This is a genomic window from Vibrio sp. 9-16B-A1 (assembly GCF_056726165.1).
Map to the genome: position 1 here is coordinate 299,780 of NZ_JBSDZD010000005.1, position 26,034 is coordinate 325,813.

At 53.2% G+C, this 26,034-nt stretch carries 22 protein-coding genes; 8 read left to right on the top strand and 14 right to left on the bottom strand.

Annotated elements, in window-relative coordinates:
- Nucleotides 1-149 precede the first annotated feature (149 nt).
- From yegD to ACVB80_RS10905, 3 genes are all read right to left on the bottom strand, one after another.
- Nucleotides 150-1,502, bottom strand: coding sequence for a molecular chaperone (gene yegD, locus ACVB80_RS10895; protein ID WP_481081319.1), 1,353 nt, complete (start codon nucleotides 1,500-1,502; stop codon nucleotides 150-152).
- A 165-nt stretch (nucleotides 1,503-1,667) separates the two neighbouring features.
- A complete protein-coding gene (locus tag ACVB80_RS10900; RefSeq protein ID WP_481081320.1) occupies nucleotides 1,668-2,888 on the bottom strand; it encodes an outer membrane protein transport protein in 1,221 nt (406 codons plus the stop codon).
- A 389-nt stretch (nucleotides 2,889-3,277) separates the two neighbouring features.
- Nucleotides 3,278-4,660, bottom strand: a complete 1,383-nt coding sequence (locus tag ACVB80_RS10905; protein WP_481081321.1) for an MATE family efflux transporter — start codon at nucleotides 4,658-4,660, stop codon at nucleotides 3,278-3,280.
- Between the two features lie 99 nt (nucleotides 4,661-4,759).
- Here ACVB80_RS10905 and ACVB80_RS10910 point away from each other — a divergent pair, with 99 nt between their 5' ends.
- Nucleotides 4,760-5,641, top strand: a complete 882-nt coding sequence (locus ACVB80_RS10910) for a LysR family transcriptional regulator (protein ID WP_481081322.1) — start codon at nucleotides 4,760-4,762, stop codon at nucleotides 5,639-5,641.
- Nucleotides 5,642-5,646: 5 nt separating this feature from the next.
- On the opposite strand, the gene ACVB80_RS10915 is transcribed toward ACVB80_RS10910, so the two are convergent.
- The 3 genes from ACVB80_RS10915 to ACVB80_RS10925 all read right to left on the bottom strand — a co-directional run bounded on the left by ACVB80_RS10915 (nucleotide 5,647) and on the right by ACVB80_RS10925 (nucleotide 9,633).
- On the bottom strand, nucleotides 5,647-6,987 hold the full coding sequence (locus ACVB80_RS10915) for an MATE family efflux transporter (RefSeq protein WP_481081323.1): 1,341 nt from the start codon (nucleotides 6,985-6,987) through the stop codon (nucleotides 5,647-5,649).
- Nucleotides 6,988-7,215: 228 nt separating this feature from the next.
- Complete coding sequence (gene elbB, locus ACVB80_RS10920) at nucleotides 7,216-7,863, bottom strand: isoprenoid biosynthesis glyoxalase ElbB (protein WP_481081324.1); 648 nt, start codon at nucleotides 7,861-7,863, stop codon at nucleotides 7,216-7,218.
- A 141-nt stretch (nucleotides 7,864-8,004) separates the two neighbouring features.
- The gene (locus ACVB80_RS10925) at nucleotides 8,005-9,633 is read right to left on the bottom strand and encodes a methyl-accepting chemotaxis protein (RefSeq protein ID WP_481081361.1); all 1,629 of its coding nucleotides are present in this window, start codon (nucleotides 9,631-9,633) and stop codon (nucleotides 8,005-8,007) included.
- A gap of 375 nt (nucleotides 9,634-10,008) precedes the next feature.
- Between ACVB80_RS10925 and ACVB80_RS10930 the strand changes: the two genes are divergently transcribed.
- A complete protein-coding gene (locus tag ACVB80_RS10930; RefSeq protein ID WP_481081325.1) occupies nucleotides 10,009-11,562 on the top strand; it encodes a sensor domain-containing diguanylate cyclase in 1,554 nt (517 codons plus the stop codon).
- A gap of 35 nt (nucleotides 11,563-11,597) precedes the next feature.
- Here the strand turns inward: ACVB80_RS10930 and ACVB80_RS10935 are convergent, their stop codons facing one another.
- Nucleotides 11,598-11,834 carry a DUF2798 domain-containing protein gene (locus ACVB80_RS10935; RefSeq protein ID WP_481081326.1) on the bottom strand — a complete coding sequence of 79 codons (237 nt, stop codon included), beginning with the start codon at nucleotides 11,832-11,834 and terminating at the stop codon, nucleotides 11,598-11,600.
- A 103-nt stretch (nucleotides 11,835-11,937) separates the two neighbouring features.
- Between ACVB80_RS10935 and ACVB80_RS10940 the strand changes: the two genes are divergently transcribed.
- Together ACVB80_RS10940 and ACVB80_RS10945 are read left to right on the top strand one after the other, a co-directional pair.
- On the top strand, nucleotides 11,938-12,825 hold the full coding sequence (locus ACVB80_RS10940) for a LysR family transcriptional regulator (RefSeq protein ID WP_481081327.1): 888 nt from the start codon (nucleotides 11,938-11,940) through the stop codon (nucleotides 12,823-12,825).
- Between the two features lie 86 nt (nucleotides 12,826-12,911).
- Nucleotides 12,912-13,847, top strand: a complete 936-nt coding sequence (locus ACVB80_RS10945) for an SLAC1 anion channel family protein (protein WP_481081328.1) — start codon at nucleotides 12,912-12,914, stop codon at nucleotides 13,845-13,847.
- A 59-nt stretch (nucleotides 13,848-13,906) separates the two neighbouring features.
- Here the strand turns inward: ACVB80_RS10945 and ACVB80_RS10950 are convergent, their stop codons facing one another.
- From ACVB80_RS10950 to ACVB80_RS10975, 6 genes are all read right to left on the bottom strand, one after another.
- Nucleotides 13,907-15,265: a leucine-rich repeat domain-containing protein gene (locus tag ACVB80_RS10950; RefSeq protein WP_481081329.1), complete on the bottom strand. Its 1,359-nt coding sequence runs from the start codon at nucleotides 15,263-15,265 to the stop codon at nucleotides 13,907-13,909.
- Nucleotides 15,266-15,496: 231 nt separating this feature from the next.
- Entirely contained in the window at nucleotides 15,497-15,811 is a 315-nt protein-coding gene (locus ACVB80_RS10955) for a hypothetical protein (protein WP_481081330.1), read from the bottom strand.
- 2 nt (nucleotides 15,812-15,813) lie between these two features.
- Nucleotides 15,814-16,755 (bottom strand): hypothetical protein, encoded by a 942-nt coding sequence (locus ACVB80_RS10960; protein WP_481081331.1) that lies wholly within the window; start codon nucleotides 16,753-16,755, stop codon nucleotides 15,814-15,816.
- A gap of 218 nt (nucleotides 16,756-16,973) precedes the next feature.
- Nucleotides 16,974-17,318: a DUF3316 domain-containing protein gene (locus ACVB80_RS10965; RefSeq protein ID WP_481081332.1), complete on the bottom strand. Its 345-nt coding sequence runs from the start codon at nucleotides 17,316-17,318 to the stop codon at nucleotides 16,974-16,976.
- Nucleotides 17,319-17,582: 264 nt separating this feature from the next.
- Nucleotides 17,583-18,200, bottom strand: coding sequence for a fumarylacetoacetate hydrolase family protein (locus tag ACVB80_RS10970; RefSeq protein ID WP_481081333.1), 618 nt, complete (start codon nucleotides 18,198-18,200; stop codon nucleotides 17,583-17,585).
- A 165-nt stretch (nucleotides 18,201-18,365) separates the two neighbouring features.
- Nucleotides 18,366-21,020, bottom strand: a complete 2,655-nt coding sequence (locus tag ACVB80_RS10975; RefSeq protein WP_481081334.1) for a DEAD/DEAH box helicase family protein — start codon at nucleotides 21,018-21,020, stop codon at nucleotides 18,366-18,368.
- Nucleotides 21,021-21,268: 248 nt separating this feature from the next.
- Between ACVB80_RS10975 and ACVB80_RS10980 the strand changes: the two genes are divergently transcribed.
- The 3 genes from ACVB80_RS10980 to ACVB80_RS10990 all read left to right on the top strand — a co-directional run bounded on the left by ACVB80_RS10980 (nucleotide 21,269) and on the right by ACVB80_RS10990 (nucleotide 24,054).
- Nucleotides 21,269-21,751, top strand: a complete 483-nt coding sequence (locus tag ACVB80_RS10980) for a L,D-transpeptidase family protein (protein ID WP_481081335.1) — start codon at nucleotides 21,269-21,271, stop codon at nucleotides 21,749-21,751.
- Between the two features lie 272 nt (nucleotides 21,752-22,023).
- The gene (emrD, locus tag ACVB80_RS10985; RefSeq protein ID WP_481081336.1) at nucleotides 22,024-23,226 is read left to right on the top strand and encodes a multidrug efflux MFS transporter EmrD; all 1,203 of its coding nucleotides are present in this window, start codon (nucleotides 22,024-22,026) and stop codon (nucleotides 23,224-23,226) included.
- Between the two features lie 186 nt (nucleotides 23,227-23,412).
- Nucleotides 23,413-24,054 carry an esterase/lipase family protein gene (locus ACVB80_RS10990; protein ID WP_481081337.1) on the top strand — a complete coding sequence of 214 codons (642 nt, stop codon included), beginning with the start codon at nucleotides 23,413-23,415 and terminating at the stop codon, nucleotides 24,052-24,054.
- A gap of 2 nt (nucleotides 24,055-24,056) precedes the next feature.
- Here ACVB80_RS10990 and ACVB80_RS10995 read toward each other — a convergent pair whose 3' ends face one another.
- Nucleotides 24,057-24,533, bottom strand: coding sequence for a GNAT family N-acetyltransferase (locus ACVB80_RS10995; RefSeq protein WP_481081338.1), 477 nt, complete (start codon nucleotides 24,531-24,533; stop codon nucleotides 24,057-24,059).
- 284 nt (nucleotides 24,534-24,817) lie between these two features.
- On the opposite strand from ACVB80_RS10995, the gene rsgA reads away from it, so the two are divergent.
- Nucleotides 24,818-25,876 (top strand): ribosome small subunit-dependent GTPase A, encoded by a 1,059-nt coding sequence (gene rsgA / locus ACVB80_RS11000; RefSeq protein ID WP_481081339.1) that lies wholly within the window; start codon nucleotides 24,818-24,820, stop codon nucleotides 25,874-25,876.
- Nucleotides 25,877-26,034 lie beyond the last annotated feature (158 nt).

The following is a 26,034-nucleotide window of genomic DNA, read 5'->3' on the forward strand; positions in this document are numbered from 1 at the left end:
TGAGTTCAGCAGATAAACGCTGACTTCTGAAAAGCAAAAAGCCGGTGACACCATAATGGTCTCCGGCTTTCACTCAGATCTGCCATGCCAAATCAGAAACTATTGTGTCCCTGACCAGGTGTATCCCCCCCCTGACATCCCAGTTATGCTCAACGAAAAATCACCTCTGCCCAACGGGCAAGACCTGAGGTGACAGACCCAAAGTAGTTTCCGCCCACAATTGGCATGCCCGGCAGGACTTCTCCCACCGCTTTACGTAATAACGGAGAACGGGCTGAGCCACCGGTCATAAATACCACGTCCGGCTTTATCCCACTCTGTTTGACCGCTTCAGACACCAGGGCTTTGATCTTATCGGTTGGCGCAACAATCGCCTGCTCCATCTGCTCTGCCAGTACCGGAAAATCAAGCTGCTCGGTGAAGAGGTTAATCGCCGCGTTATATTGCAGCCCGTCACCCAGTGCAATCTTGGTTCGCTCCGCTTCTTTAACGATGGCGTAACCCAGACCATCCTGCTGAACACGGATCAGGCGGTTCAGTTTCTCCGGTTCAAGCGCCTGCTTTGCCAGGTCTCTGAGCTGTTTCAGGTTATCAGAACCGTAAAAAGCGCGCTGTGCCTGAACATCATTGATCGCGATAGGATTCCAGAACTGCGGGATAGGCATGTCGAGCTTGTCCAGCGTCTTACTGCCAAGGCCAAACTCAGTCATAAACTGTTTAAACGCAATGTAGATATCGAGATCGTTCCCGCCAACCATCTGACCACTGGACGACAGCAGCGAGTCTGCCCGCTCCTGCTTTCCGGCCCAGCCCGGGCCCATGCGCACCATTGAACAGTCGGTGGTACCGCCGCCGATATCCACCACCAGCACGTTTTTGTCTGATGTCAGGGAGGCTTCGTACTCCAGCCCTGCCGCTACCGGCTCAAACTGAAATTCAACCTCTTTAAAACCGGCACGTTTTGCTGCACGGGAGATGATCCCTTCCGCCTGACGGTTAGACTCCTCACCACCACGGCCAAGAAAGTTGATCGGACGGCCAATCACGGTTTGTTCAACTTCGTGACCCAACGCCGCTTCGGTGCGCGTTTTCAGGTTGGCGATCATGGCACATACCAGATCTTCAAAAAACGCCAGCTGCATGTCACGCAGCCCCATCGCGCCAAGGAAAGACTTTGGCGATTTCACGTAATAAAGGTCTTTCGGATCTTCCAGGTAGAAATCCAGCGCCTCGTTACCAAACAGAATGTCATCATGGCGAACCTCCAGGCCTTCGTCCCGGTTTACCCCAATTGCACGGCGCAGCATATTTTGACCAACGCTGTCCGAAGGAGAAATATCCAGACAACGGAACAGATACTCAGAGACCGATTCCGCATTCGGCGCACACAGTGTCGAAGGAAGATAGAGTTCATCACCCACCAGCGGGATCTGCACCGCTTTGCCGTCAGTCACCCGAGCCACCGAACAGTTTGAGGTACCGTAATCCAAACCCACAGCCATATTTCTTTCCTCCGCCAGACCAAAAAAGGGCCGGGGATCATACAGGCAACCCCCGTAGTCAGGTCAAGGGGAATTTTGGCAAATATTGGGAACAAAAAAACCGGGCGCTCTTTGCAGAACTCCCGGCTTGATTTATATCTGACTAAGGCCTGTTCAGCCTTAAGATCAGAAGGTGTAGTTCACCTGAACTGAACCGATGTAGGCAGCGCCGCCTGATTCCAGTTTAAAAGGTTCCTCAGTAAAAGTACCGGTCTTGCTGTACAGGTAAGCGAAACCGGTATCCAGTGAAAGCTGCTTGCTGTACTGGTAAGTAAAGCCTGCGGTGTACCAGTAGCGGTCGGTATCCGGGATGCTCATGGTAGCTTCACCCGCCTGCTCGTCAAACGCGAAGCCTGTACGCAGGGTCCACTCGCTGTTCAGGTTGTAAGTTGCACCAAATGCATAACGATCGTTATCAGAATAGTGCTCTGGTTTCTCAAAGCAAACGCCATTCAGACAGTCTGAACTTGTTGCTTTCAACCCAACAAACTTGCTCCACATGGTACGCATCCAGCTGTAGTGGACAGCCCACTGTTCATTAACCTGATGGAAGCCTGAAAACTCAACGATGTCCGGCAGTTCCAGGCCAAGTTCAGCATCTACCTGCTTGTTTCCGGAGGTTAAACCGGTAAAGTCACCCTCAAAAGTCAAATTTGTTGCACTGCGGTAACTCAGGCCAAAACGGTTGTCCTGGTTGTACTCGTACATGGCACCAACATTCCAGCCGTAGCCGAAGGAGTTACCTTCCATAGAAAGCAGTTTGTCGTCTGCTTTTTTACCATACTGAGCTCCAAGCACACCAAAGCGACGCTCAAGCTCAGCCGTTGCATAAACCAGGTTCAGACCACCACCGATGCTCCACTGCTCGTTAATCTTGTATGCCACATTCGGGTTTACTGTGAATGACGCCAGAGAGGTTTTGCCTGCCATTGGGCCAGCCGCGATGTCTGTCGGGTAATCCGTTGTCACACCGTAAGACGAGAACATCGCCACACCCCATGCCCACTGGTCGTTAATTGGGCTGATGTAGTAAGCCGCAGGTACCACCTGAGCCGGAGCAATGTCGTTTGAAGTCTGGTTGGCTGTTACGTTCTTCACATCCACTTCCGGGTTAATACCGGAAATCACACCAGAAAACGCAGCCTGCTCAAAACGGGTCATGGCCGCCGGGTTGCGGGCCAGTACGCTGGCGTTGTCTGCGATGACGGCTTCACCGGCAAATGCGCGGCCAAGGCCGGACGCAGAGTGTTCGTTAACCTGAAAACCCGCAGCCTGAACCTGGCATGCTGCCAGTACAGATGCAGCAAGCAAAGTATTGCGTGTAAAAGAGAGCTTTGATCCTGTCATGGTATTTATTCTGATTAGTAATAGTAAACCGGCCCGCCTGACGTTAAATCGTCAAACCGGCACTGAAATAATGCGTGATCGTTACAGATAGCGACAAAAACGCGCTGAAAAGGGAGGCTGGTATCCAGAGCCTCAGGCTGAAAAGTTGCCTGTTTACTGAATGGCTGAGCCATTCGGCATCCGAATTCTATATATCAGAAGGGTATTGTCCAGCTTTATATCATTATACCGGGTGATATTTGAGCAGTTCGGCAGGTTTGGACCGAAAGGTGGGCATTAACTGAACAGTTCTCTGCAAATACATGCATTATGACTGATTTTAGCCGCATTAAAGCCGCTTCCCTGCCGGTTAAGGGAAGCGGCTCATTTATCATAGCTAAGCGGCAGAGCTAAGCAGGTTCACCTGCTGCGTCCTGGTTCTGCAGAACCGCTCCCGGAGCCAGCCTGCTCATTTCGCGCCACAGTACAGGTACAATGATCAGCGTCAGGACCACATTGGAGAGCGGCACACTCAGCCAGATACCATTCAGCCCGATCCATTTGGGCAGGAGCCACAGAAACGGCAGCTGGATCAGCATATTACCTGCCGATACCGCCAACGCTTTGCCGCCCTGCCCCACTGCCATAAACCAGACCGACGCCAGGAAGATAAATCCATCCAGGAAAAGCGCGGCCAGGTGAAGACGTAACCCGGTTTTCGCCGCCTCTGCCAGCACCGGATCGCCGCTGCTGAACATACCGATGATCGCCTCCGGCCAGATATTTAGCACTGCCACGGTTGCGATACCTGAAATCAACACTACCTTCAGGGCAAGACTGAAAGTCGCGCGGATCTTCTCAGGCTGACGCGCGCCATGATAGTAACTGACCGGCGGCTGCATACCATTGGCGATACCTTCCGAGATCAGGTAATACATAGTGCCGATATACCCCACCATAGCAAACGCGCCAACATGCACCGCCGAGCCGTAACTCATCAGCAGCCGGTTATGCACGGCAGCAATAAAGCCAAAGTAGAGGAACATGAACAATCCGGATGCACCAAGGGATACCGTCCGTGTTCCAAGAGCGAGGTCAGGCAGCAACCGGCGTGGGTCCAGCCGGATCTTCGAATAACCTGAGAAAAAATAACCCAGCGCAACTATAGTCACTGCCAGCTGAGAAATCAGGGTAGCAATAGCCGCCCCTTTCAGCGCCATATCAAACACGCCAATAAGCAGGTAATCCAGTACGATATTGATAACCGCACCTGCCATCGTCAGGCCTGTGGCAAAGTTAGGGCTGTCATCGTTGCGGATCAGCATCGGCATTGAGGCGGCCGCTATCGTCAGTACTGCGCCCCAGGTAAAGACTTCAATATACTGGCTGCCGAGAGCCCGAGTCTCCCCGCCTGCTCCCTGAGCAGACAGCACCATGTCGCCGAACTGACCCAGCGCCAGCGTTGATAATGCGCCAAACAGAAGCACCAGCCACAGGCTGGTCGCCAGAGTTTTACGGGCTTCGCCGTTATTCCCTTCACCACGGAACATGGAGATAAGGCTGCCAGCCCCCATCCCCACCATGATGCCGAGTCCGGCCACCAGCCCGATCATAGGCCAGGCAATGTTGATCCCGGCCAGCCCCTGATACCCTACGTAGTGGCCGACAAACATGCCGTCCACCACCTGATACAGACCATTGACCACCATTGCTGCCACTGAAGGAACCGCAAATCGCCAGAAAGTACGTGAAACCGACTCACCCGCAGGAACCGGCATAATATCGCCTTGCATAAATCACTCAAATACAGAAAAGACTGGTTTCTATTGTCCTTGTTTTGCGGATTGTTGAAAGTTAGTATCTATCCGTTATCCGGATAGATGGAAAAGATGATGAACTGGACACTCGATCAGCTGCAGGCCTTTACCGCTGCGGTTCAGCACGGCTCTTTTTCTGCGGCAGCGCGCAGCGTCGGCAAAGCACAATCGCGCATCAGCACCGCTGTCGCGAACCTGGAAGCCGATCTGGGTATTGAGCTGTTTGACCGTTCATCCCGCCTGCCGGTTCTGACTCAGCAGGGTAAAGAGATATACCGGGAAGCCAAAGCCGTACTGGCTCAGTGTGAGCGTCTGGAAGCGCGGGCGTTTACTGCAGCTTCCGGCCAGGAGCTCGAACTGACCGTTGCGATGGATGAAGCGGTGCCGATTGAAGCGTTTGAAGGCTTCTTTGGCTCTATTGCAGGAGCTTTTCCCCTGCTGCGTCTCACGATTATCAACGGCTCTCAGGATGATATTGCGTTGTGGGTCGATACCAAAAAAGCTGACCTCGGGATCCTGTTTCACGTCAGTGAGCTGCCGGACAGCCTGGAGTTTGTCTCTATTGGTCAGTTCCGCCAGTCACTGGTCGTCTCCCGGAGTCACCCCCTGGCAAAAGTGCCAGAGCCAACACTCGCCGAACTCAACCAGTATCGCCAGCTGGTGATCCGCGGCCGGATGGGAAAGTCAGAAAGCAAGGCCCTCTCTTCCCTGCACTGGCATATAGACAGCTACTACTATATGGCCTCTTTGGTGCTCAGAAACGTCGGCTGGGCACTGATACCGGAGCATCTGGCGAGGGATGAATGGTACGCCCGTGACCTTACCGAGCTTTCAACCAAACACATTCCCTTTCCCCTGATGGTGGAGATGGGCGCGGTAAAACGCCGGGACCGGGGAGAGAGCCCGGTCACCGACTGGATGTACGAAGCGATGATGAAACTGTTTACGAAACAGTAAGGAGTTTACTGAACAGCCAGCTCTTCAGAATCCGCCCCTTTTTCTGAACGAACCGCCCTCAGCACCAGGATCAGCAACAAAATGCCGGTTGCACCAAGACCAATTCCGGTACCGGCCCAGATCCCGCCCAGTCCGAACTCCTTCATCAAAAACCAGGCGGCAGGCAGACCGATGATCCAGTAACCGATCACCGTTGCGATAGTCGGCCCTTTCACTATCTTCATGCCACGCAGAAGATTGATCGCCAGCAACTGCCAGGCATCTGCGATAAATGCCAGCGCGACGACCCAGATAATGGAAACCATAGCTGCCGTCAGGACACTGTCGAGGTTAAAGACAGTGGCAACAGACTCCGGCCAAAGCACCAGAATACCGCCCATTACCGCACTCAGCAGGGTGGTCAAAACAAAGCTTCGCAGTGCGATCCGGCGAATAGCAGTGTAGTCTCCGGCACCAAAAGCCTGCCCGGTCAGTATCGCCCCGGCCTGTGCGAAACCAAAGTTCACATTCCAGGCAAATGTAAGACACATCATCAGGACCTGGTGCAGTGCCAGCGCTGCCACGCTGACCGTGCCAGCCATCAGGGTGCCGCCATAAACAAGCCCATGCTCAAGCAATGCGGCAAGAGTGATCGGAATACCCAACGCCAGCAAAGGCGTCAGCAGAGAAAAGGAGTATTCCTCAGTCTCCTTCCATGGCGCATATTTGGCGTATACAGGCTGACGGAACACCCACAGGCCATAACCAAGAGCGACAATCAAAGCGGAAAACGCCGTCCCCGCGCCAAGACCGGCAAGACCGAGATCAAACCCAAACGCCAGCATATAGCTGAGGGGCACATTCAGCACTACCGTCGCCAGCGACATTACCATTATTGAGCGTACATGCCCAAAAGCACTGGTCAGCCCGCGCAGTACCAGCAGTAAAAGTGATGGCAGCATGGCCCATTTCAGGGTACCGACATACTCCATAGTCAGATCCACCACCGGCCGGGGCTGATCAGCCAGCAGCAGCAACTCCGGTGCAAACATAAAACAGAAGGTCAGCAGCACTGTCATCAACAATGAGAGCAACACGCCCCCTTTGACCGCATAACGGATCTGCTGATCGCCAAACCCGGGGCGCGCAATACGTTGCCCCCAGGCTATAGAGACCAGGTTAGCAACACACCCCACTGTGCTGCCCGCCATGATAAAAACTATCGAATACACCGATGCGCCCAAACCGCCAGCCGCCAGGGCCGACACGCTCAGGTGAGACATCATCCATACATCGGTCATCACCAGCGCCACAGAAATCATCTGAGAGACAATAAGCGGCAGGGCCAGGGCGAGAATTTCTTTCATGTGCAACCTCATAAAGCCCCTGTTTCCAAAGGAGAAGGAATACAGAGTGGGCTTTTGCATCAAGCGGGAAAAAGTGAAGCCAACAGAGGGCAATCGGAGTTTTATTATTGTCTATAAATTACGCTTTTCTTCCCGGGTGTTCAACGGGCTTTTTCCTGGCCGAACATGAGAAAAATCAAACCCGATCAGATGAGCGGGTTTGTTTTAATTTGGGACCTGTACCCCAAATTACAGCGACAGTACTTTCTTCACCAGCAGGTTAATCCCTTCTGCCGCCTCTGATACATTCTGCGCCAGCATATAGGCCGGGCTGGTCACCAGTTTATTGGCTTCATCCACCACCACATCATCCACCGAGCACTCTTTGTGAACGCCGCCCAGCGCTTCAATAGCCGCTTCGGTATCGGCATCGCAGCCGATGGTCAGTTCAACGCCTTCACCATAGATAAGCGGCAGCAGAGCCGGAGCAATACAGAGATACCCCGCCGGTTTACCGGCAGCAGCAAACGCCTTTCCGGCCCGGAGAAAATCGGTATGGATGGCGCACTCTGCTCCTTTAAACGCAAAGTCAGAGAGATTCTTCGCCACCCCAAAGCCACCAGGAACAATAAGCGCATCGTACTGGCTGGCATCGAGCTGCGCCAGGTTATGGATCGCCCCGCGGGCAATCCGGGCCGCTTCCACCATTACATTACGGCTCTGCTCCATCTCCTCACCGGTAATATGGTTTACCACATGATGCTGGTCGATATCCGGCGCGTAACATTGCCAGGCCGCCCCGTTCTGCTCAATCGCCAGCAGCGTCAGTACTGCTTCATGAATCTCAGCACCGTCAAACACCCCGCATCCACTCAGAATCACCGCCACATTTTTCATTCTGATCTCCTTGTTTTGTGCAACTGCGTTACCCTCGTTATAGCAGAGGGTGAAGTATTTCTCAGGGCGGAAGATCACTTAGACCAAAAAAAACGGGCCTGCGAATGCAGACCCGTTTAAGGTATTCAGGTACGGAAACAATTACAGCTTAAAGAATGACAGCTGCTGTTTCTGTCTTTCCGCCAGCTGAGACAGCTCATTACTGGCGCTGGCACTCTGGCTGATCCCGGTTACATTCTGGTTTACCAGCTCAGACATGGTGTTGATATTACGGTTGATGTCCTGAGTCACCTGAGACTGCTGCTCTGCCGCTGTCGCAACCTGAGCGTTCATATCATTGATGTTCACCACCGCTTCGGTAATTCCCACCACCGAATCGTTGGCACGGCGGCTCAGCTCTTCGTTTTCAGTCAGCATCTCAATGCTGGTCTGCATGCTCTGATTCGCCTGAGCTGACTTGTTTTGCAGCTCTTCGATGATCGTCTGGATCTGCTCGGTTGACTCCTGAGTGCGGGCGGCCAGCATACGAACCTCATCGGCTACCACTGCAAAGCCACGGCCAGACTCACCAGCACGCGCCGCTTCAATCGCTGCGTTCAGGGCCAGAAGGTTAGTCTGATCCGATACGCCGCGAATAACCTCAATCACGTCCGAGATCTGCTCAGACTGAACCTGAAGCTCAGTGACCACACCTGCCGCTTCAGTCAGGGCATGAGACATCTGGACATTAGCTTCTGATGACTGTTTGAATACTTCCAGGCTTTCCCGGGCCAGTTCATCCGCGTGCTTGGCCGTGCTGTCAGCCATGGTTGCGTTATCCGATACATTATCCGCAGTACCAGCAAGCTCAGTGATCGCCGATGCCACCTGATCCAGCTCATTCTGCTCCTGATGAGCGTTGGCTTCTGACTGAGTCATTACCGCTGCCAGCTCGGTCGAAGCCGATGCCACGTCTTCACTGATACGGGTCAGGGATTCAACGGTTTCATGCAGCCGGGCGACAGTAAGGTTTACGTCTGAACCCAGCTGAGCAATCTCGTTGGTACCGTCCTGATCTGCACTCACACTCAGCTGGCCTTCTGCCAGTTTACGCATTACCACCTGAAGCTGGGCGATCGGGTTAACGATAAGACCAGACAACCACCAGGCAACAGCAAGGGCAATCACAAATACCGACAGGATCACCCAGGTCGCTTTGCTCTGCAGCTTCTCGTTATCCGCGATGCTGTTCTCAAGCTCTGCCATCGAATACTTGTTTACCTGCTGTGACAGGGTATTGATTGACGCAACCATCTTGTTGCCCACATCGCGATACCCGGCAACAAAAGAACTGTGCTCTGCATCACTCAGATTACCTTCATCATGGCGGTTAAAAACGTCGACTGCGCGGCGGGAGTAGTCCACGTAAGCGCCGATTGCGCTGCGCACCTGTTCTGCATCACGACTGAAGTTCTTTGACTGAGCCAGTTCATCCAGGGAGCGGTTGATTTCAGTCAGTGCCTGATTGAGCTGATTCAGAAAGTTGTCACGGCGCCCTTGATCATAAATAGCGTACACCGCGTTAATTCGCAGCGGATATACAGTATCGTCCAGTTGAGCCAGCGCATCTTTGTAATAGACCAGAGAGTTGGTGTTATCGGCCATTTGCTGCTGCTCGTCATTCAGGGCTGACTGTGTCACCCAGAGCGAACCAAACAGAACCACCACCAGCAGCAGAACAGGAATTAATACCTGAACACGAATAGAGACATTTTTGAGAGAGAAGTGCATGGATACCTCAAAGAAATAGTTTTTATGCATCCTTGCACCTGACAGAAGAGCGACAAAATATAGATCCGGATCACACTTTTGTCTATTAATAATTTGTCGTAATACAAAAAATGTATGAAATTATTGCGGCATTTTTATGACCATCGTCAATATGATGTCGCAACACGGCCAAACGCTCACAGATCAACCACTAAACTTATAAATTACTCAAACAATGGTGTCTTTCCGCACCATTACTCCATTGCCAGAGAAAACAACGAAAACGATGACACCCCCCAAAGATCACATTTATGCATCGAGTTGTGCTCACACAATAGACACTCAGTTCAATAACAAGTTAAATGGCGGATATTTCCATACGCTGTTCGGTGAACGATGAAGATCTCGCACTTAAGCCTGCGCCGCTTATCGGTAGTCCTGTCTGTGGCAGTGGTGCTGCTTTATGTGCTCGGGTATCTGTTGTTCAAGTATTTCTGGGACTACGACCAGGCAATCAATCAGGCACGCCAGCTTCAGGCCCAGGAAGTCGCCCGGGTTAAGTCTGCCCTCAATATTCAGAGTTCTGACCTTGGGGAAACCCTGACCGGCTACGCCGCCTGGGACGACATGGCTGAGTTTGTCAGCAGCGAAAAGCCCGCTACTGAGTTTACCGACAGCGCACTGAGCCGGTTTATTTTTCAAAGCCGGTCCCTCGACGGCGTCTTTATTTTTACCCCGGACGTTCAACTCAAATGGGGTAAACGCTTCAGTCCGGAGCGGGCCCGCTTTATTCCCCTTGGTATTGTCCGTTACCAGTTTGGCACCCTGCTTGCAGAAAGCCTGCGCTCACGAACCGATAAAATCACCCCTATGGTGAAGTTTATGGTGCTGAACAAAGAACCTTATTTAATGGCGACTTCGCGGATCTGTTCCAGTATGGGAAATAACTGTACCAGCGGTTATATGGCGATGATGAAAAAGGTGCGTTCGCAGTTTCTCGATGAAATATCGGCCTCGACCGGTATCGGAGTTGGAATAAGAGTTGCGCCGCTGGAAGAAATATCTGAGCTGAAAGCGGAACCGGATGTCAGCTATATTGTGACCAATGACTTTGAGCGCCGCTACGGGGTGATCCTCAGCGTGTATCATCAGGTCAAAATGCCTGAATTTATCGTAGCCGGTGAGCTGATCGCGCTGGCCTGTTTTGCGCTGATCATGTTCCTGCTTAACCTGTTTGGGGCTTCGCTGCTGGTTGCACCAATCAACCGCGCCCAGGCCATGTTGCAAAGTTTTCGCCGGACCGGAGCCATGCCCGATGACACCGGCTTCTTTTCTCTGGAGCTGAAGAACTTCGCCAAAAACATCAATCAGCTGGTGTATGAACTGGAGTCGAGCCGTAAGAAGCTTACCTGGCAGTCTGCACATGATCCCCTGACCGGAGCGGCAAACCGCCGCGAGCTGGAGCGGGTGCTCAAAATGCAGATTGCCACAGGAAGCTACCGCTACCTGACTCTGATGCTGCTCGACATCGACCACTTCAAGCGCTTTAACGATAACTACAGTCATCTGGATGGCGATGCCGCACTGCAGCGTGTGGCAGCAGCCCTGATCGACATGGAAACGCCCTATGAAAAACTGGTGGCACGTTTTGGCGGAGAAGAATTTTGCATTTGCCTGTTCGGCAACGAGGAGATTGAGACCAAACGCGAAGCTGAGCGGATCCTGCAACTGATAGATACCCTGGCCATCCCGCATGCCTTCTCCCCCACCAAAGCAGTATTGTCAGTCAGCATCGGGGCCACCATGGCGAAAGAAGTCCGTCTGGGCGAATACCAGCGACTGTTCCATATCGCTGATCAGGCGCTGTACAAAGCCAAGCACAGTGGCCGCGCCGGTTATTGTATCGATTACCACCCGTCAGCAAAGCGGCGGGAAACCTGCCCTTCTTAATATCCGGACGGAACCTGACCTGAAAAAGGCAACTCTCAGGAGACCGGGCCTGCCAGTCTGTCCGCCAGCCCCATCGCAAATCGTCTGATATGTCCCAGTACCAGTAAATTAAGTGTCAGAGCTATAGGCCACGCGATGGAAAAACTGCGCATCCAGCGAAACGGCAGCCCGGCATCAACACCGCTGTTAATCGTGGTAATAATCCCGGACATGGTCATCGCCATCACCAGTGATCCCAGAATGGCTGGCAGCCAGATATGATATTTACTCATTTGTCTCTCCTTCAGCGGTCAGTCCCGCTGATTTGAAAAAGTGGTTATTCAATGACTGCCAGTCTATTATTTCCACAAATCAGAAAAAACAGGGCAATTTAGAATGGTCAATTCCATATTTGGAAACTTAGATGATCTGTACCTGTTCTGCTGTATCTCTGAATCCGGATCACTGCAGAAAGGCGCAAAGAGGCTGAATCAGCCTGTCTCCACGGTGTCACGCCGCTTGTCACAGCTGGAAAGCCGGCTGGGAGTTAAACTGCTGGAAAAACGGGGTCGGGAACTGGCAGCGACCTCTGCAGGAAAAGAGCTGTACGCCAGATTAAAACCCGAGCTCAATCTGGCAGAATCTTCCCTTGATGACTTTCTGGAGCAAAGTGACAGAGTGCAGGGCCACATCCGCCTGACCAGTCCGTACACCATGTACGCAACCCGCCTGCGCCCGGTGACCCAGCGCTTTTTAGCCGACTACCCTGACATCACTCTGGATATTGAGCTGAATCTTATTGACGCCATGCCGGAAACCGACCGGGATCTGGTGATCACCTTTGATCTCCGCGAGCGGCAGGATGTGATAGCAAGACCACTGTTCAAAGCTGACTACCTTCTGGCAGCCAGCCGGGATTATCTTGAGCGCTGTGGCGAACCCACGACTATCGAAGAGCTGGAGCAGCACCAGTGGCTGCAGCTCAGTTCTCACCCTTCGCGTCGCCTGTTCGAATCAGCGGTTGATTTCCGCCCGCAACTCACCCCGAGGCTCAAAATCAACGATGTCGGCATGTTGCTTGAAGCCGCCAGTGCCGGGCTGGGGATCGCCGCCGTTCCCACCCACCACTTCGAACCCGGTGGTTCACTCGTTCAGGTGATGAAAGAGCATCCGCTGTTGTCAGCACAGGCCTGGCTGGTTTACCGCCAGCGTCAACATCAGCCAAAAGCACTGTCCCTTCTGATAGATACTCTGTTGCAGGAGTTTGGAAGTGGCACATCATGATTCATTGGATTACGCTCATATAATAAGCTTCTGAAATCCAGCTGTTCCGCTGTCAGCTCTGTTCGGTACGAACCAAGGAGTGGAATATGAACGACACAACAACTCAACCCAGCCTCAGATATTTGCCGGTTTCCTTCTTTTCCATGGTCATGGGTCTGAGCGGCCTGGCACTGGCCTGGCGCGCAGCGGGCTTTCCTGTGGTGTCATACTGGCTGGGGGGCTTTTCCGCCGTTGTCATGCTTATTATCTCAGCCTTCTACCTGCTGAAGATCTTCCGCTTCCCGGAAGCCGTACAAAAAGAAGTGAACCATCCTATCCGGCTGAACTTCTTCGCCGCGATATCCATCAGCCTGCTGTTGCAGTCGATGATCTGGCACTGGCAGGCGCTGTGGTGGGCGGGAACCCTGATGCACATGTTTTTTACCCTGTATGTGCTGAGCAGCTGGCTGCATCACGATCACTATGAACTGGGCCACGCCAACCCCAGCTGGTTTATTCCGGTAGTGGGCAACATCATTGTACCGGTACTCGGCGCACAGCTCGGGCATATCGAGCTCAGCTGGTTCTTCTTCAGCGTAGGGATATTCTTCTGGATGATCCTGGTGACCATCATCTTCAACCGGCTGTTCTTCCACACCCTTCTGCCAGCCAGATTCCAGCCAATGCTGTTTATTCTGCTGGCCCCACCCTCCGTCGGCTTTATCGCCTACCTGTCGCTGACCGGCGAAGTGGATCTGATGGCCCGCGGTCTGTTTTCTGTCGCACTGATGTTTGCCCTGCTGCTGACTGTTGGTGCGCCCAAGTTCATCCGGCTGCCGTTTTATATCACCTCCTGGGCTTACTCTTTCCCCAGCGCCGCCCTGACTCTGGCGTGCTTCAAAATGGCCAATGTCATGCACAGCCAGGCGCTGCTGAATCTGGCCTATCTGCTGCTGGGTGGCTTGTCCCTGCTGCTGGGCTGGCTGGTTATCAGAACCCTTCAGGCACTGCGCAACCGCAAATTGTGCCTACCTGAGAAATAACGCAATGAAACACTACAGGAATGAAGCAAATCGCCCTGCCAGAAGGCAGGACGATTTGCTTAATAGGTGACGGTTACCCCAGCCGCTTTAAGCCTTTCCAGCTCGTTTATCCCGGCCTGACTGAGCGTATTGTGGGTCAGGTCTACATTCGTCAGTTTGGCATTATGACTGAAATCCACATACTCAAGACTGGTCAAAGAGGCCGATACCTCCCTCAGTTCAGGGTTTGCCGACAGATCCAGTGTAGTAATCGGCGCACTGCTTATCGCCAGCCAGTCCAGCTTCGCATTGCCACTCAAATCCAGAGTGCTCCAGTTGGTGCCCCCCACATGCAAGGTTTTCAGCTCTGGCAGCCCGGTCAGATCAGGGCAGGCAAAACCCACCCCGGCAGCAGACAAGCTATGCAGTTTGGTATTGGCACTGAGATTCAGCTGAAACAGGTGGGTATTGTTGACATTCAGCTGCTCCAGATTTGTGTTCCTGCTCAGATCCAGCGACAGCACATGCGTCTGGTTAAGGTCGAGCCATTTCAGCGCACTCAGGCTGGTCACATCAATATGGGCCATCGCGCTGTTATTGGTGATCGTCAGCAGCCCCAGCTCCGGATTATCACCAAACACCAGTGAGCCCAGCCGGCCGTCCCTGGAAGAAACAACATACAGCTTACGGAACCCGGTCAGATCCAGATTCTGGATCCGGGTGTTATCGAGATGCAAAGCGTTAAGCTCAGGCTGAACCGGCAGCACTATCGACTCCATCTCCGTATCAGAAATATCGAGATGCGTCAGGCTGGTTTGCCCGGCGAGTTCAAGGCGGTCTATCTTATTGCCTTTCAGCGTCAGTGCTGAGAGCTGATGCGCCGGAGGATTAAAGCCCGTCAGCCTGTTGTTATTCAGATACAGATTCACCAGCTTTGGATTGGCTGACAGGTCGATACCGGTAAACTGATTACCTGACAAAGACAGAGTGACCAGACTTTGCAACGGCGCGAGCTCGAATGTGCTCAGCTGGTTATCATTAGCATACAAATACGCCAGTTTCGGTGCCTTATCCACCTCCAGTGAAGTCATCTGATTGCTGTTCACCGTAAGCGAAGAAAGCCAGGGCAGTTCAGGCAGAGTCAGCCGGTTCAGGGCATTTTCAGACAGGTCCAGGGAGAACAGCTCTCTTAACTGTTCAAGGCCGCTGAGATCGGTGATTCCCATCTTTTTGCACTCCAGAGAGTGCAGGGTTTCTACAAACTTCTCCTGCTGTGATGCCACGCAGCTGCGCAGTTTCTCATCCTGAAACAGGCTGAGATCAATTGGGGTTTTCACCACAGGTGCCGGATCCGGGGCACTGCTTCCGCCTCCTCCTCCGCCACCACCGCAACCTGCCAGCAGGCCCGCCAATACACCAGCGACAACTGTTTTCCTCATTTTCTCATCCCTTTAATGGTACTCCGGAATGGATAATAACGGGGGTTCAGGGGGCTTCGCTACAACTGTTCGTCATGTCAACAAGAGTGCTTTTATAAATTACGAGTCACTTAAAAAATTCAACATTTTTTCGAAATTTCATGGAGATATACAGAAAACCCGCCGGTATCAAACGGCGGGTTTAAGAAGAATGCAGGCTGTCAGAACCCGGGCTGCGTCCAGTACATCGAATCAGACCAGAATATCCCCCAGCCCGACCAGCTTGTCGATCACTGTGGTTGCCTTACGAATAGAGTGGCCCAGCTGATCAATATCCCGGCGGGCCTTATCTGCACTTTCAGAGAAGCTGTTCAGGGCGTGAATGGCCTGAATCCAGTCGTCCTCAGGGGCAACAAAGCGGCGGCTGACCAGCTCATCATGACGCTTAAACAGCGCACGTTGCTGGGCTCTGAGTGCGGCGGCCTGATCGGTATTGGTCGCCAGTGCCAGCAGGCGGTTATGCTGAGCAATTGCCTCATCGAGGGCTTTTAAAGTGGTTTGCTGCATGTCTATCCTTTACATACCAGTTGCGATTCTTCCCGGACGATCTCACCCTCACAGCTTTGCAGAAGCTGCTCCACATCGGTAAAGCGCCGCTTCATCGCCTGCATCTCTCCGATGGCCTGTTTAAGCGGGTCGCTGGCAAAACTGTCCTGTGACACCTGCATCGCCAGGAGCTGATGGTTTTGCTTCACCACCACCAGCGCTTCCAGGGTCTCTTCAACCAAAAGCTCTGTGGTCGCCGACTCCTGCCAGAGACCGTACAGGCGCTCCACCTCCCTGCGGCTTTTCGCCAGAGGAATAGCGCGAATTTCCACCCGCTGGTTAAAATCACGGATCTCTTCAGCCAGAATATAAGCCCGGGATCCTGCCAGGGCTCCGGCAAGATTGGCATCCGTAATAGCCTGGCTGAGACCATCACACACCTCTTCCACCATCGGATTGGCGGCAAGCACGGTCTGCTTGATAGCCTGCTGCTTCTGCGCTTCCGTCAGCGCCCGGGTGATCTGGGCGGCAAGGGCATAATAGCCTTCATTACTCCCAGCGGCCTGCCCTCTGGCCCGGGAAAAGCGCTCCAGCGTTCCCCCCAGGTTCAGGGCTGCCAGCTCTGCCTGCTCCGGATTGTCCGTGCTGCTTAGTGCAAACAGGGCTTCACTGTAGGCGTGAAGCACTTCTGAAGCCTGTTTAACCGGGTAAAGCCGGGGAAGCGGGGTGATATTACTCAGGTCCTGACTGGTAAGGGGATCATCGTTATGACCACTGACTTCAGCCGCCAGCATCACCAGCTCGCGGTCTTTGATCGTGTCCTGATATTCGCCGATCAGCAAATCCACCTGCTCGGTCAGCGATGCCGCGCTGGCGGCATACAGGCTGACGTCGTCCTGCTCAATACGGGTGCAGCCCCCGGCAAGGATAGCTGCAGCGATAAGAATTGAAATCCGTTTCTTCATTCTGCTTTCACTGTGTTTTCCATGGTCAGAAAATCAGTTTCTCAGAATTCAGCCATGCGGTTTGAGAGTGACTTCAAATGCAGAAAATATTTAACACTTACAAACAGATAGATACAAGCCAACACATTCACAGGATGCATGACCCAACATCCTGCCACAACGTTTAAGGCGCAAAAAGGCCCGGACTCAGCCGGGCCTCAAAACACTGCGCCTGATGATCAATCACGATATTTACGCACGAAGGTGTAGTCAATATTAACCAGTGCGCGGTACATGACTTTACCTTTCTCCACGGAGAACTCTTCCACCATCACTTCGGCATCGCCCATGCGCAGGCTGTTATACACTTTGTCGTGTGTGTGCTCGTACAGGGCATCTGCCAACTGGTTCGCCGGCAGGGCTTTGATTTCATCAAGCATCGCCTGCCCGGCTTCCCAGGCCATCGACTTCGTGGCAAAACTGTCAGAACGCAGGGTTGTGTCCCTCTCAAGGGTTCTGTAATTCGCAGCAAATGCAGAAGTGCTGACAAGCGCAACTGCAACGATTGTGATCACTGTTTTCATAGTCCACCTCATAACTCCACAATGGATTGCGGCGCCCGTCTTACCACACACTACAAGTAACGCCTGGTCTGGTACTACTAGTACTTTAAGTACCTCAAAGACCCGCATTTGCGAGCCTGTTCACAGTAATTATATGCAAGAACGGGGATTTCGACAGAAACTGGTGAGTCTATCTTGCCATAACCTTTTAAAACAATAAGTTACACAACAAGACTCAGACTGGGCAGGGAAACTGGCCAGGAAAAACCCGGCCGTAACGGCAGACTAAACCGCCTGCCACTCGGTTTCGAGCAGGATTTTGTCCTGATGACGCAATCTGGCAAGAAACACATCGCCACGCTCAACCTGACCGACTCCCTGAGGTGTGCCGGTCATAAGAACATCGCCATCTTCCAGGCTGGTGTAACTGAGGACTTCATCCAAAATAATCAGGGGCGGGTAGAGCATCTGGGAAACATCCCCACGCTGTACCCGGACACAGTTAATAAACAGCTCCAGCTCAAGCTGACTGATATCGAGCCCGCTCAGGGGAACAAAACGGGTAAACAGGGCCGAGCCATCAAACGCCTTGGCGCGTTCCCACGGCAACTGGCGGGCTTTAAGCTCTTCCTGCAGGCGGCGTTTGGTCAGGTCCAGTCCGAGTGCAACCGCGGCCAGTTGACGGTTCTCTATCAGAAAACAGATCTCCGCTTCATAGTGAAGCGCTTCCCCGCCATGACTGGCACACAGGCTCTGTGCCACCGCACTGTTGGGCTTGTGAAACAGCACCATGGCATCGGGCACCGCATTCCCCAGCTCTTTAATATGTCCGGCGTAATTGCGGCCAACACAAACGATTTTACCCGGCGTGACTGACCTGCCGGCGTACTGAACGGTGCGCATAGTTCTTCCCTGAGCCTGTGACTAAATTTTACCAGCGGACAAGTCTACCCGCCCGGCAATCCTGTGTCTGTTATTTCCCGGAAGACCAACCGCTTTTTGGTCAAATTTGTAACCAGGTTCACTGATGTCCTTCCTCTGTGAGCTCCCCTGAAAGAAGCTGACCGACTACTGCCATCTGTCCTGGCGTTTAACCTCATTTCGAAACACATGAGAAAACGCCCGGAAACGTGCTTTAATCAACCGGGCGCGACCATCTGCCGTGCGGGTGTAGATCAGTTCTGACGGGCAAACATGTTTTATCCACGCTCTGGCAAACTGCTGCGCGTGTTCTTTCCTGGCCCCCAGAATCGATGGTACGGCATGATAATCCGTTCTTGAGCTGATGAAGTTCCCCTCCCGGAGCAACAAATAACGCGGGCTTTCCACCGGTGCCAGCAACTCAGCCAAAGAGTCAGCAAACAGCGAGGATTCATAAAATGTTCCGCCCCTGAGCGCAACATAGAAGTGGCCTGTGGCATCCTGCTCGACCACGACCCGCAGCTGGTGATAAGACGTGGTGATAAATCCCGCCTGAGTCAGAGCCTCAGACAGTGCGCGCCCCATCTGCTTCAGTGCCCCGTCTGTTGGCAGGTAACTGAAAAGGATCCGGGTGAAAGCAATAGTTGACGGCAACTTCCAGAGCAGAACCCCGGCAAGACCAATGGAGAGAAACATGGCGATGTGAGACAACGAAGTGTGCCGCATATAAGCCAACGAGCTGAGCAGCAAACCAACAGCCAGCATCAGTTCTGACATCAGGGCCGCAAACGAACTACGGATGTTGAGAAAACGAATCCGTTCCTGCTGCTCCGTTTTGACCGAAGGCAGCACCATGCCATTGGTATCGGTGATCAGCGCCTCTTTCCAACGCTCAGCCACATCATCAATCCGGGCGAAGCGTCGGGACATCAGCCTGTTATGAGATCCAACCGGATTATCAACCCGGATTTTGAAAAAAAGTGCTTTCAGGTGGTCGAGTTTCAGCCGGTCAAAACCACTCTCTATCACCCGTTCCTTCTCAGATAATCCAACAAAAGTTTCACAGCGGCGCATGAGTTCAGAAAGATCAGAAAGCCCAACTGGAGAACCGGTATTCAGCGCAACCAGGTGCCATACCGAACTGACTTTGTCAGGCTGCTGACTATCCAGCCGAATGGCCCGGCCACGCATCTGATTGGTCAGCATAAACGAACCAACCGAGCTTGCCAGAATCAGTGAGTTAACCGCAGGTGCATCCCAGCCCTCCCCCAGCAGGGCGCGGGTCCCGACCAGTACTTTCAGCTCGCCAGCCATCAGCAGCGCAGTCATCCCTCTGGTCAGCTGATCCAGTGGCGCAGTGACTTTCTGATAGCGGCCCCAGGGTTCGCATTTCATTTTGTTCCTGTCGAGATATTCTGCCAGCAGAGGCAACAGACGCTCAGGAACAATAGTCAGGCGGCCGGTCAACAGCCCAATCCCATCAGCCACAGGCGAGTCGTCACTCAGGGCACTGAATACCGGCCAGGCACCAAGGTTCAGCCCGCCGGTATTTACCCCTGAATCATTGGCTTCATCACGAATGTAATCGGTCAGTATTACCTGCCTCAGGCTCTCCTTTCGTTTGCCATATTCCAGCCGGTGGATCTCACAACAGGCCTCAGTTTTTGAACTGCTCAGTGAGAGTGACCGCTCGATAAAACGCGAGCGCACCAGTGAAAGCTCTCTTTTCCTCAGTAGTTCTGCGGCCCTGAGCTGCTTTTTAAGTTGATCGACAAAGCGCTGATCTTCTTCACCCTGGTGAAAGCCGGATGAGAACAGTACCGCCTCAATCAGAATTTGCCAGCGCTGGCGCCCCAGTTCAGGAATATCTTCAGGCTCCATATCCAGCGTTTTCAGCAACCCAACAGGCAGCGACAAAGCTTTGGCCTGCATATAACTCAGGATAGCTATCACAACTTCAGGCGCTTTCAGCATCGCCTGCTCCTGGCCCGGCTCATTCAGCCACGGGTGAGCGAGTACCATTCGCTCCAGATCTTCACTCGCCATCATGCTTTTGCAGAAATCTGAAACCTGCCTGTCATGGGCTTTTATCCGCACTTTGAGACTGTCCGGCGCACCACATGTCCAGACGTAATCCTGATGCGGGCACAAGGTCCCGCTTTTCACCAGTTCGGGAACGGATATCTCTTCGTCGATAGGGCCACACAATTGCTCATAACGCCTCCATTCGCTGCTCTGCACATCATAAGGCGGGGTTGCAGTCAGCGAGACGATAATCATATCCGGAAAATGGCTGCGCACTTTTTCAAGCGCTTTCCACCAGGCCGCTCTCAAATGATGTGCTTCATCCAGAATCAGCACCCCAATACCCGCACTTTTCAGTACTTCAACAAAGTCAGCGATCTCTCTGCTGTTCAGTCCCTCATCTTCCTCCAGTCGTTCTGCCTCCTCTTCGTCACTCATTTCATCACTGAAACGGGCATGCAGGGCCTGATAGGTCACCGATGTCAGCACTTTGGGTTCACGGACAGAGCGACTGACCCAGCCGGGTTCTGCACTGTCTGGCGGGAGAAAATCATCCAACCGGCTTAGCCACTGGTCCCGGATCACCCGGGTGGGAGAGAGAACCAGCGCCGGACGACCCAGCATGCGAAATATCTCGAGCCCCAGAGTAGTTTTTCCGGCCCCCGGTGCGGCCACAATGTGCAGCCGGTTATCTGCGAGATGGTGGCTCACTGCATCCAGCACCCTCTGCTGATAAGGGCGCCAGCTGTGACGAAACTGCATTGACTGGAATGGCATTCAAACTCCGGACTGTAAAGACATATAAAACAAAGAGATAAAGTATTAGATTCGGCCTGTTCCGAAAAGGCAACCCAAACAACGGGTTCTTATGAGAAAGGTTATGTTTTTATACGCCGGCTCCCAAACTGCCCCCCTGTATGAGTACTGGTCTTCTTCCTGAGCCACAGAGTGAGTCATTCCCGTCGTAAACAGGTACACTTAAAGAAGCAACGGTCTGCTGCTTTTTGTTTAAGGAATAAACCACCATGCGCATCTGCCCCGCTTTATTGCTGATCTTATCCGGGTTCGCGCCTTCGCTGGCGGCGGAAGTGGATCTGGTCGAAGTCGATAAATCAAAGCGGCGCATGTACCTGCTGGAAAAAGGGGTGATTGTCATGGAATACCATGTCGCCCTGGGAAAAGAGCCCAAAGGCCACAAACAGCAGGAAGGCGATCAGCGCACTCCGGAAGGACGCTATGTTCTCGATTACGTCAAATCCTACTCAAATTTCTACAAAGCCATGCACATCAGTTACCCCAATCCGGCAGATAAGCATAACGCCAGCCAGAAAGGCATCGACCCGGGCGGTATGGTAATGGTCCATGGTCAGAAAAACTGGCACCCGGACTTTGCCCCTATCGCCCAGCAGTTTGACTGGACAGACGGCTGCATCGCGCTTGAAAACGATGAGATGGATGACTTTCTCAAACGGGTTAAGCCCGGCACCCTTATCCATATCTACTGGTGATATTCCCCGCCCAAATCCCTCATCAGCATAAATAAGGCTAAATCTCTCACCTCAGACCAGTAAATCCACACAAGCCCCGCCAATCAAACATTTATAGAAATACAATTCATTAGAAAATCTAATCCTAAACATAGAAAACTATCGTGTATACAAACCTTGCTAAGCATCTGGCCTGCGCTTAATATGCCGCCATCGGGAAGCGCCGTCCACGGCACATCCTTTCCCGTATTCTCAGATTTATATCAGTTACTTTTTCTTTAGGAGAGTTGGCAATGTCCGCATCTGTGCCTATGGCCCGGCTGACGTTTCTGATCGCGATTCTTGCCGCGGTCGGGCAGATGACCCAAACCATGTATGTTCCATCTATCGGACACATGGCGACTGAATTTTTGGTTGATCCGGCTGCGCTGCAGGCGGTTATGGCGTGTTATCTGATCCCTTACGGCCTGTCGCAGTTTATCTATGGCCCGATGTCAGATCGCCTTGGACGCAAGCCAATCATCCTTGCCGGCCTGCTTATCTACATCGCCGGTACTCTGGCGGCACTGTTTGCAGAGAGCTTTGGTCTGTTCCTGGCAGGCAGCTTTGTTCAGGGCATGGGTATCGGCTGTGGTGGCGCAATGGCTCGTACCCTGACCCGCGACTGCTTCGAAGGCAAAGAGCTGCACAAAGCCAACAGCCTGATCAGCATGTGTCTGATGTTCTCTCCGCTGCTGGCACCGGTTCTGGGCGGTTTTCTGACCGAAACCCTGGGATGGCGTTCAAGCTACCTGTTCCTGGCACTGTTCTCAGCGGCAGTAACCCTGACCATGATGAGCAGCCTGCACGAAACGCTGCCTGCAGAACGCCGTAAAAAAGAATCCGTGGTTGCCAGTTACCGCTTCGTACTGGGTGACCGCAGTTTCCAGGGCTTTTTGCTGACCCTGGTGGCTACCTTTGCTGGTGTGGCGGTATTTGAAGCAGCCGCCGGCGTACTGCTTGGTGGCACACTCGGCCTGCCTGCAACAGTGGTCAGCCTGCTGTTTGTTATCCCGATCCCGGGTTACCTGGCAGGCGCAGGCCTCTCGAGCGTTATCGCGGCTCAGTGGTCAGAACGTGCAGCTCTGCTGGCGGGTGGCGTTGCAATCATTGTCGGCTCTGCGGTAGTAATTGTCCCGGGCCTGCATGATCAGACCACAGTCCTGACCCTGGTTGGCGGCGCGACTATTTACTTCCTGGGCGCAGGCGTACTGTTCCCGGCAGCGACCACAGGTGCACTAACGCCATTCCCGTCTCACGCCGGTACCGCTGGTGCGATTCTGGGTGGCATGCAGAACTTTGGTGCTGGTCTGGCAACCCTGGCGGCCTCTTTCCTGCCATCAGACAGTCAGCTGCCGCTGGGCATCATCATGCTGGCGTCATCAATACTGGCGCTGGCTGGCCTGTGGCATGCCTGGCAGGGTACTGAGCAGCAGGCGCCGGCTCATCAGTCCTGAGCCTCCACGGGCAGGCAGCCCTGAGCCGACAGCCAGGGCTGACAAACAGCCCTGAGCTGAGAAATAAGCTTTCCATCTCCCCCTGATAACCACCACTCTCTCTCGTTCCGGTTATCAGGGGTTTTTATTGTCCGCAGCTAAAAGCGGCGATATATTGAACATATCCTTAAATTTCAAGCCGGTACTATGAAAGCGATAATTCTGCATGGACTGTATATGCATGGTCTGGTGATGATGCCGATGGCTCAGAAACTGCGTGAGCTGGGTTATCGCACCAGGATCATCAGCTATAACTCCCTGGCCATCAATGAACGGCGTCTGTTTAACGAGATAGACAGAGCGCTGGCAGTGGATCAGACTAACATTCTGATCGGCCATAGTCTGGGCGGGCTTGTTATCAGGCAATATCTGGAGTCACGCCAGCCTGACACCAGCAAGATTTCACACGTGGTTACCCTCGGTTCACCACTGCAGGGGGCTTCGATAGTTGATCGCATTCATCAGCTGGGCTTAAAAAAACTGCTTGGTAACGCGCCGGAGTTTGGCCTTGACCGTCACCAGGCCAGCTGGCCGTTTCCACAGAAACTGGGGTCAATTGCCGGAACCTTTCCGCTTGGAGCCCGCTCCCTGCTGCTGTGGCAGGACCCGGCAATGTCAGATGGCACGGTGACAGTAGAAGAAACCAAAATCGACGGGATGACCGATCACCTGCTGATAAAAACCAGCCATACCAGCATGCTCTACAGCTCGCGGGTTTTAAAGCAGATTGACCACTTTGTGCATCACGACCAGTTCATTCGCCAGCCCGCCAAAGTGACCAGCGATTAGGGCTATACACTCAGCTCCATCTGATACAAAGGCCACTCCTGTCCGGAAAAGACCTTCATCTTCGGCTCTTTGTCTGTAATTTCAAATCCCAGAGAGCGATAACAACTGAGTGCAGGCAGGTTATTACGAAACACGGCCAGGGAGACCATTTGGGCCGCAGTGGCACTGCGGATGTAATTGATTGCTGAACTGACCAGTACTGCACTGAGCTTTCTGCCACGCCACGCCGGTGACACAGCAACCCGGCACAAACGGTAGTGATGACGATTCACTTTAAGGACTTCGACAAAACCCACCGGCTCGCCTTCATCGACCAGGCTGAAATAGCGTACTTCATCAAGGTAGCCCCGCTTTTCAAAGCGGGCAGTATCAATCGGCCAGCCAAACTGCCAGCCCCCCCAGGCGATAGCCTCTTCTTCGCTGGAGAACCAGCCGGCGATCTGCGGCGCAAATTCCGGCTGAAATGGAGTAAAACGCATATTCGCATCCGTGCGTTGACATATATGTGCTCTATGGTGAATAATTCGCCACGTTCATACAACTATTTTTGGAGGAATCTGATGATTGTACTAAGCACCCACCCGGCAAAAGAAGCGAAACAAAACTGACCGGACTGAGCGAACACAAAACTAACGCCTGTCCCCTCTCCCTTCTTTGCCCGGTGATCACAAAGCCGGGGTCTGTACTCACACATCTGTGAGCCGCATGCGTTTTCACGTACCTGACCCTGAGATAATTTATACCCTGTCTGCAGGTACAGATAATGACAATTAATTTTACTTTTCCGATCGCCCTTAACCAACTGGGATGGAAAGCCGTATTTCAACAACAACTGACGCTCGAAGACTATGAGCAGCCGCACCTTATCGGCCGCGTGATCGCCCACCACAAAAGTGGCTACCAGATCTGCACCGAAAATGCACTGCTTCATCTTGCGCACCACCACAGCCAGCCGCCAATGACGGTAGGTGACTGGGTATTGCTCGATGAAGAAGGTCAGAGACTGCTGCGCCTTCTGGAAAGAAGTTCGCTGTTCAGCCGCCGTGCACCCGGGCCAAAGCTGAAAGAACAGTATATCGCCGCTAATGTCGATACCGTGTTCGTGGTATGTTCACTCAACCATGATTTCAATCTCAGCCGGATTGAACGCTACCTGTCACTGGCCAACGAGGCCGGTTCAGAAGCGGTAGTGGTACTGACCAAAGCCGACCTTCACCCGGACCCGGACTCGCTCCGTGCTCAGGTTCAGGCACTCGACCCCATGCTGGTGGTGGAATCCGTTAATGCACTGGACGACTCCGAACTCAATGGTCTGAGAAGCTGGTGTGGCACCGGACAAACCGTTGCTTTTGTCGGCTCTTCAGGGGTGGGGAAGTCCACTCTGGTTAATACCCTGAGCGGGCATACCGTACAGGAAACCGGTGCCATCCGTGAAGATGACAGCAAAGGCCGCCATACCACGACCTCGCGTACCATGGTGCCGTTACCGGAAGGCGGACTGCTGTTGGACACGCCTGGAATGCGCGAACTCCAGCTCTCAGGAGCCGGAGAAGGAGTAAGTGACACCTTCCAGGAGATCGAAGCCCTGGCTGAGCAGTGCCGCTTCTCAGACTGCCGCCACCAGGGCGAGCCAGGCTGTGCAGTCAGCAAAGCACTGGAACGTGGTGAACTGGACCAGCGCAGGCTGGACAACTACCACAAACTACTGCGCGAAGAAGCACACAACAACGCCTCTCTGGCTGAAAAGCGCGAAGCCAGCCGCCAGTTTGGCAAGATGTGCAGAAACGTAATGGCAGAGAAACAGGCACGCCGCAAAGGCTGACAACAAAAAAAGCCCGGGTGATGAAACCCGGGCAATCTGGGCAATATGTACATTGCTTTGGAGTAGTCTCAGGCGCTATGGCATTTCTGCCAAGGGATATAACACCTGATATGACAACAGTAGCACTCCTCACCCATCCGCAGAAAAGTTAAATCGGT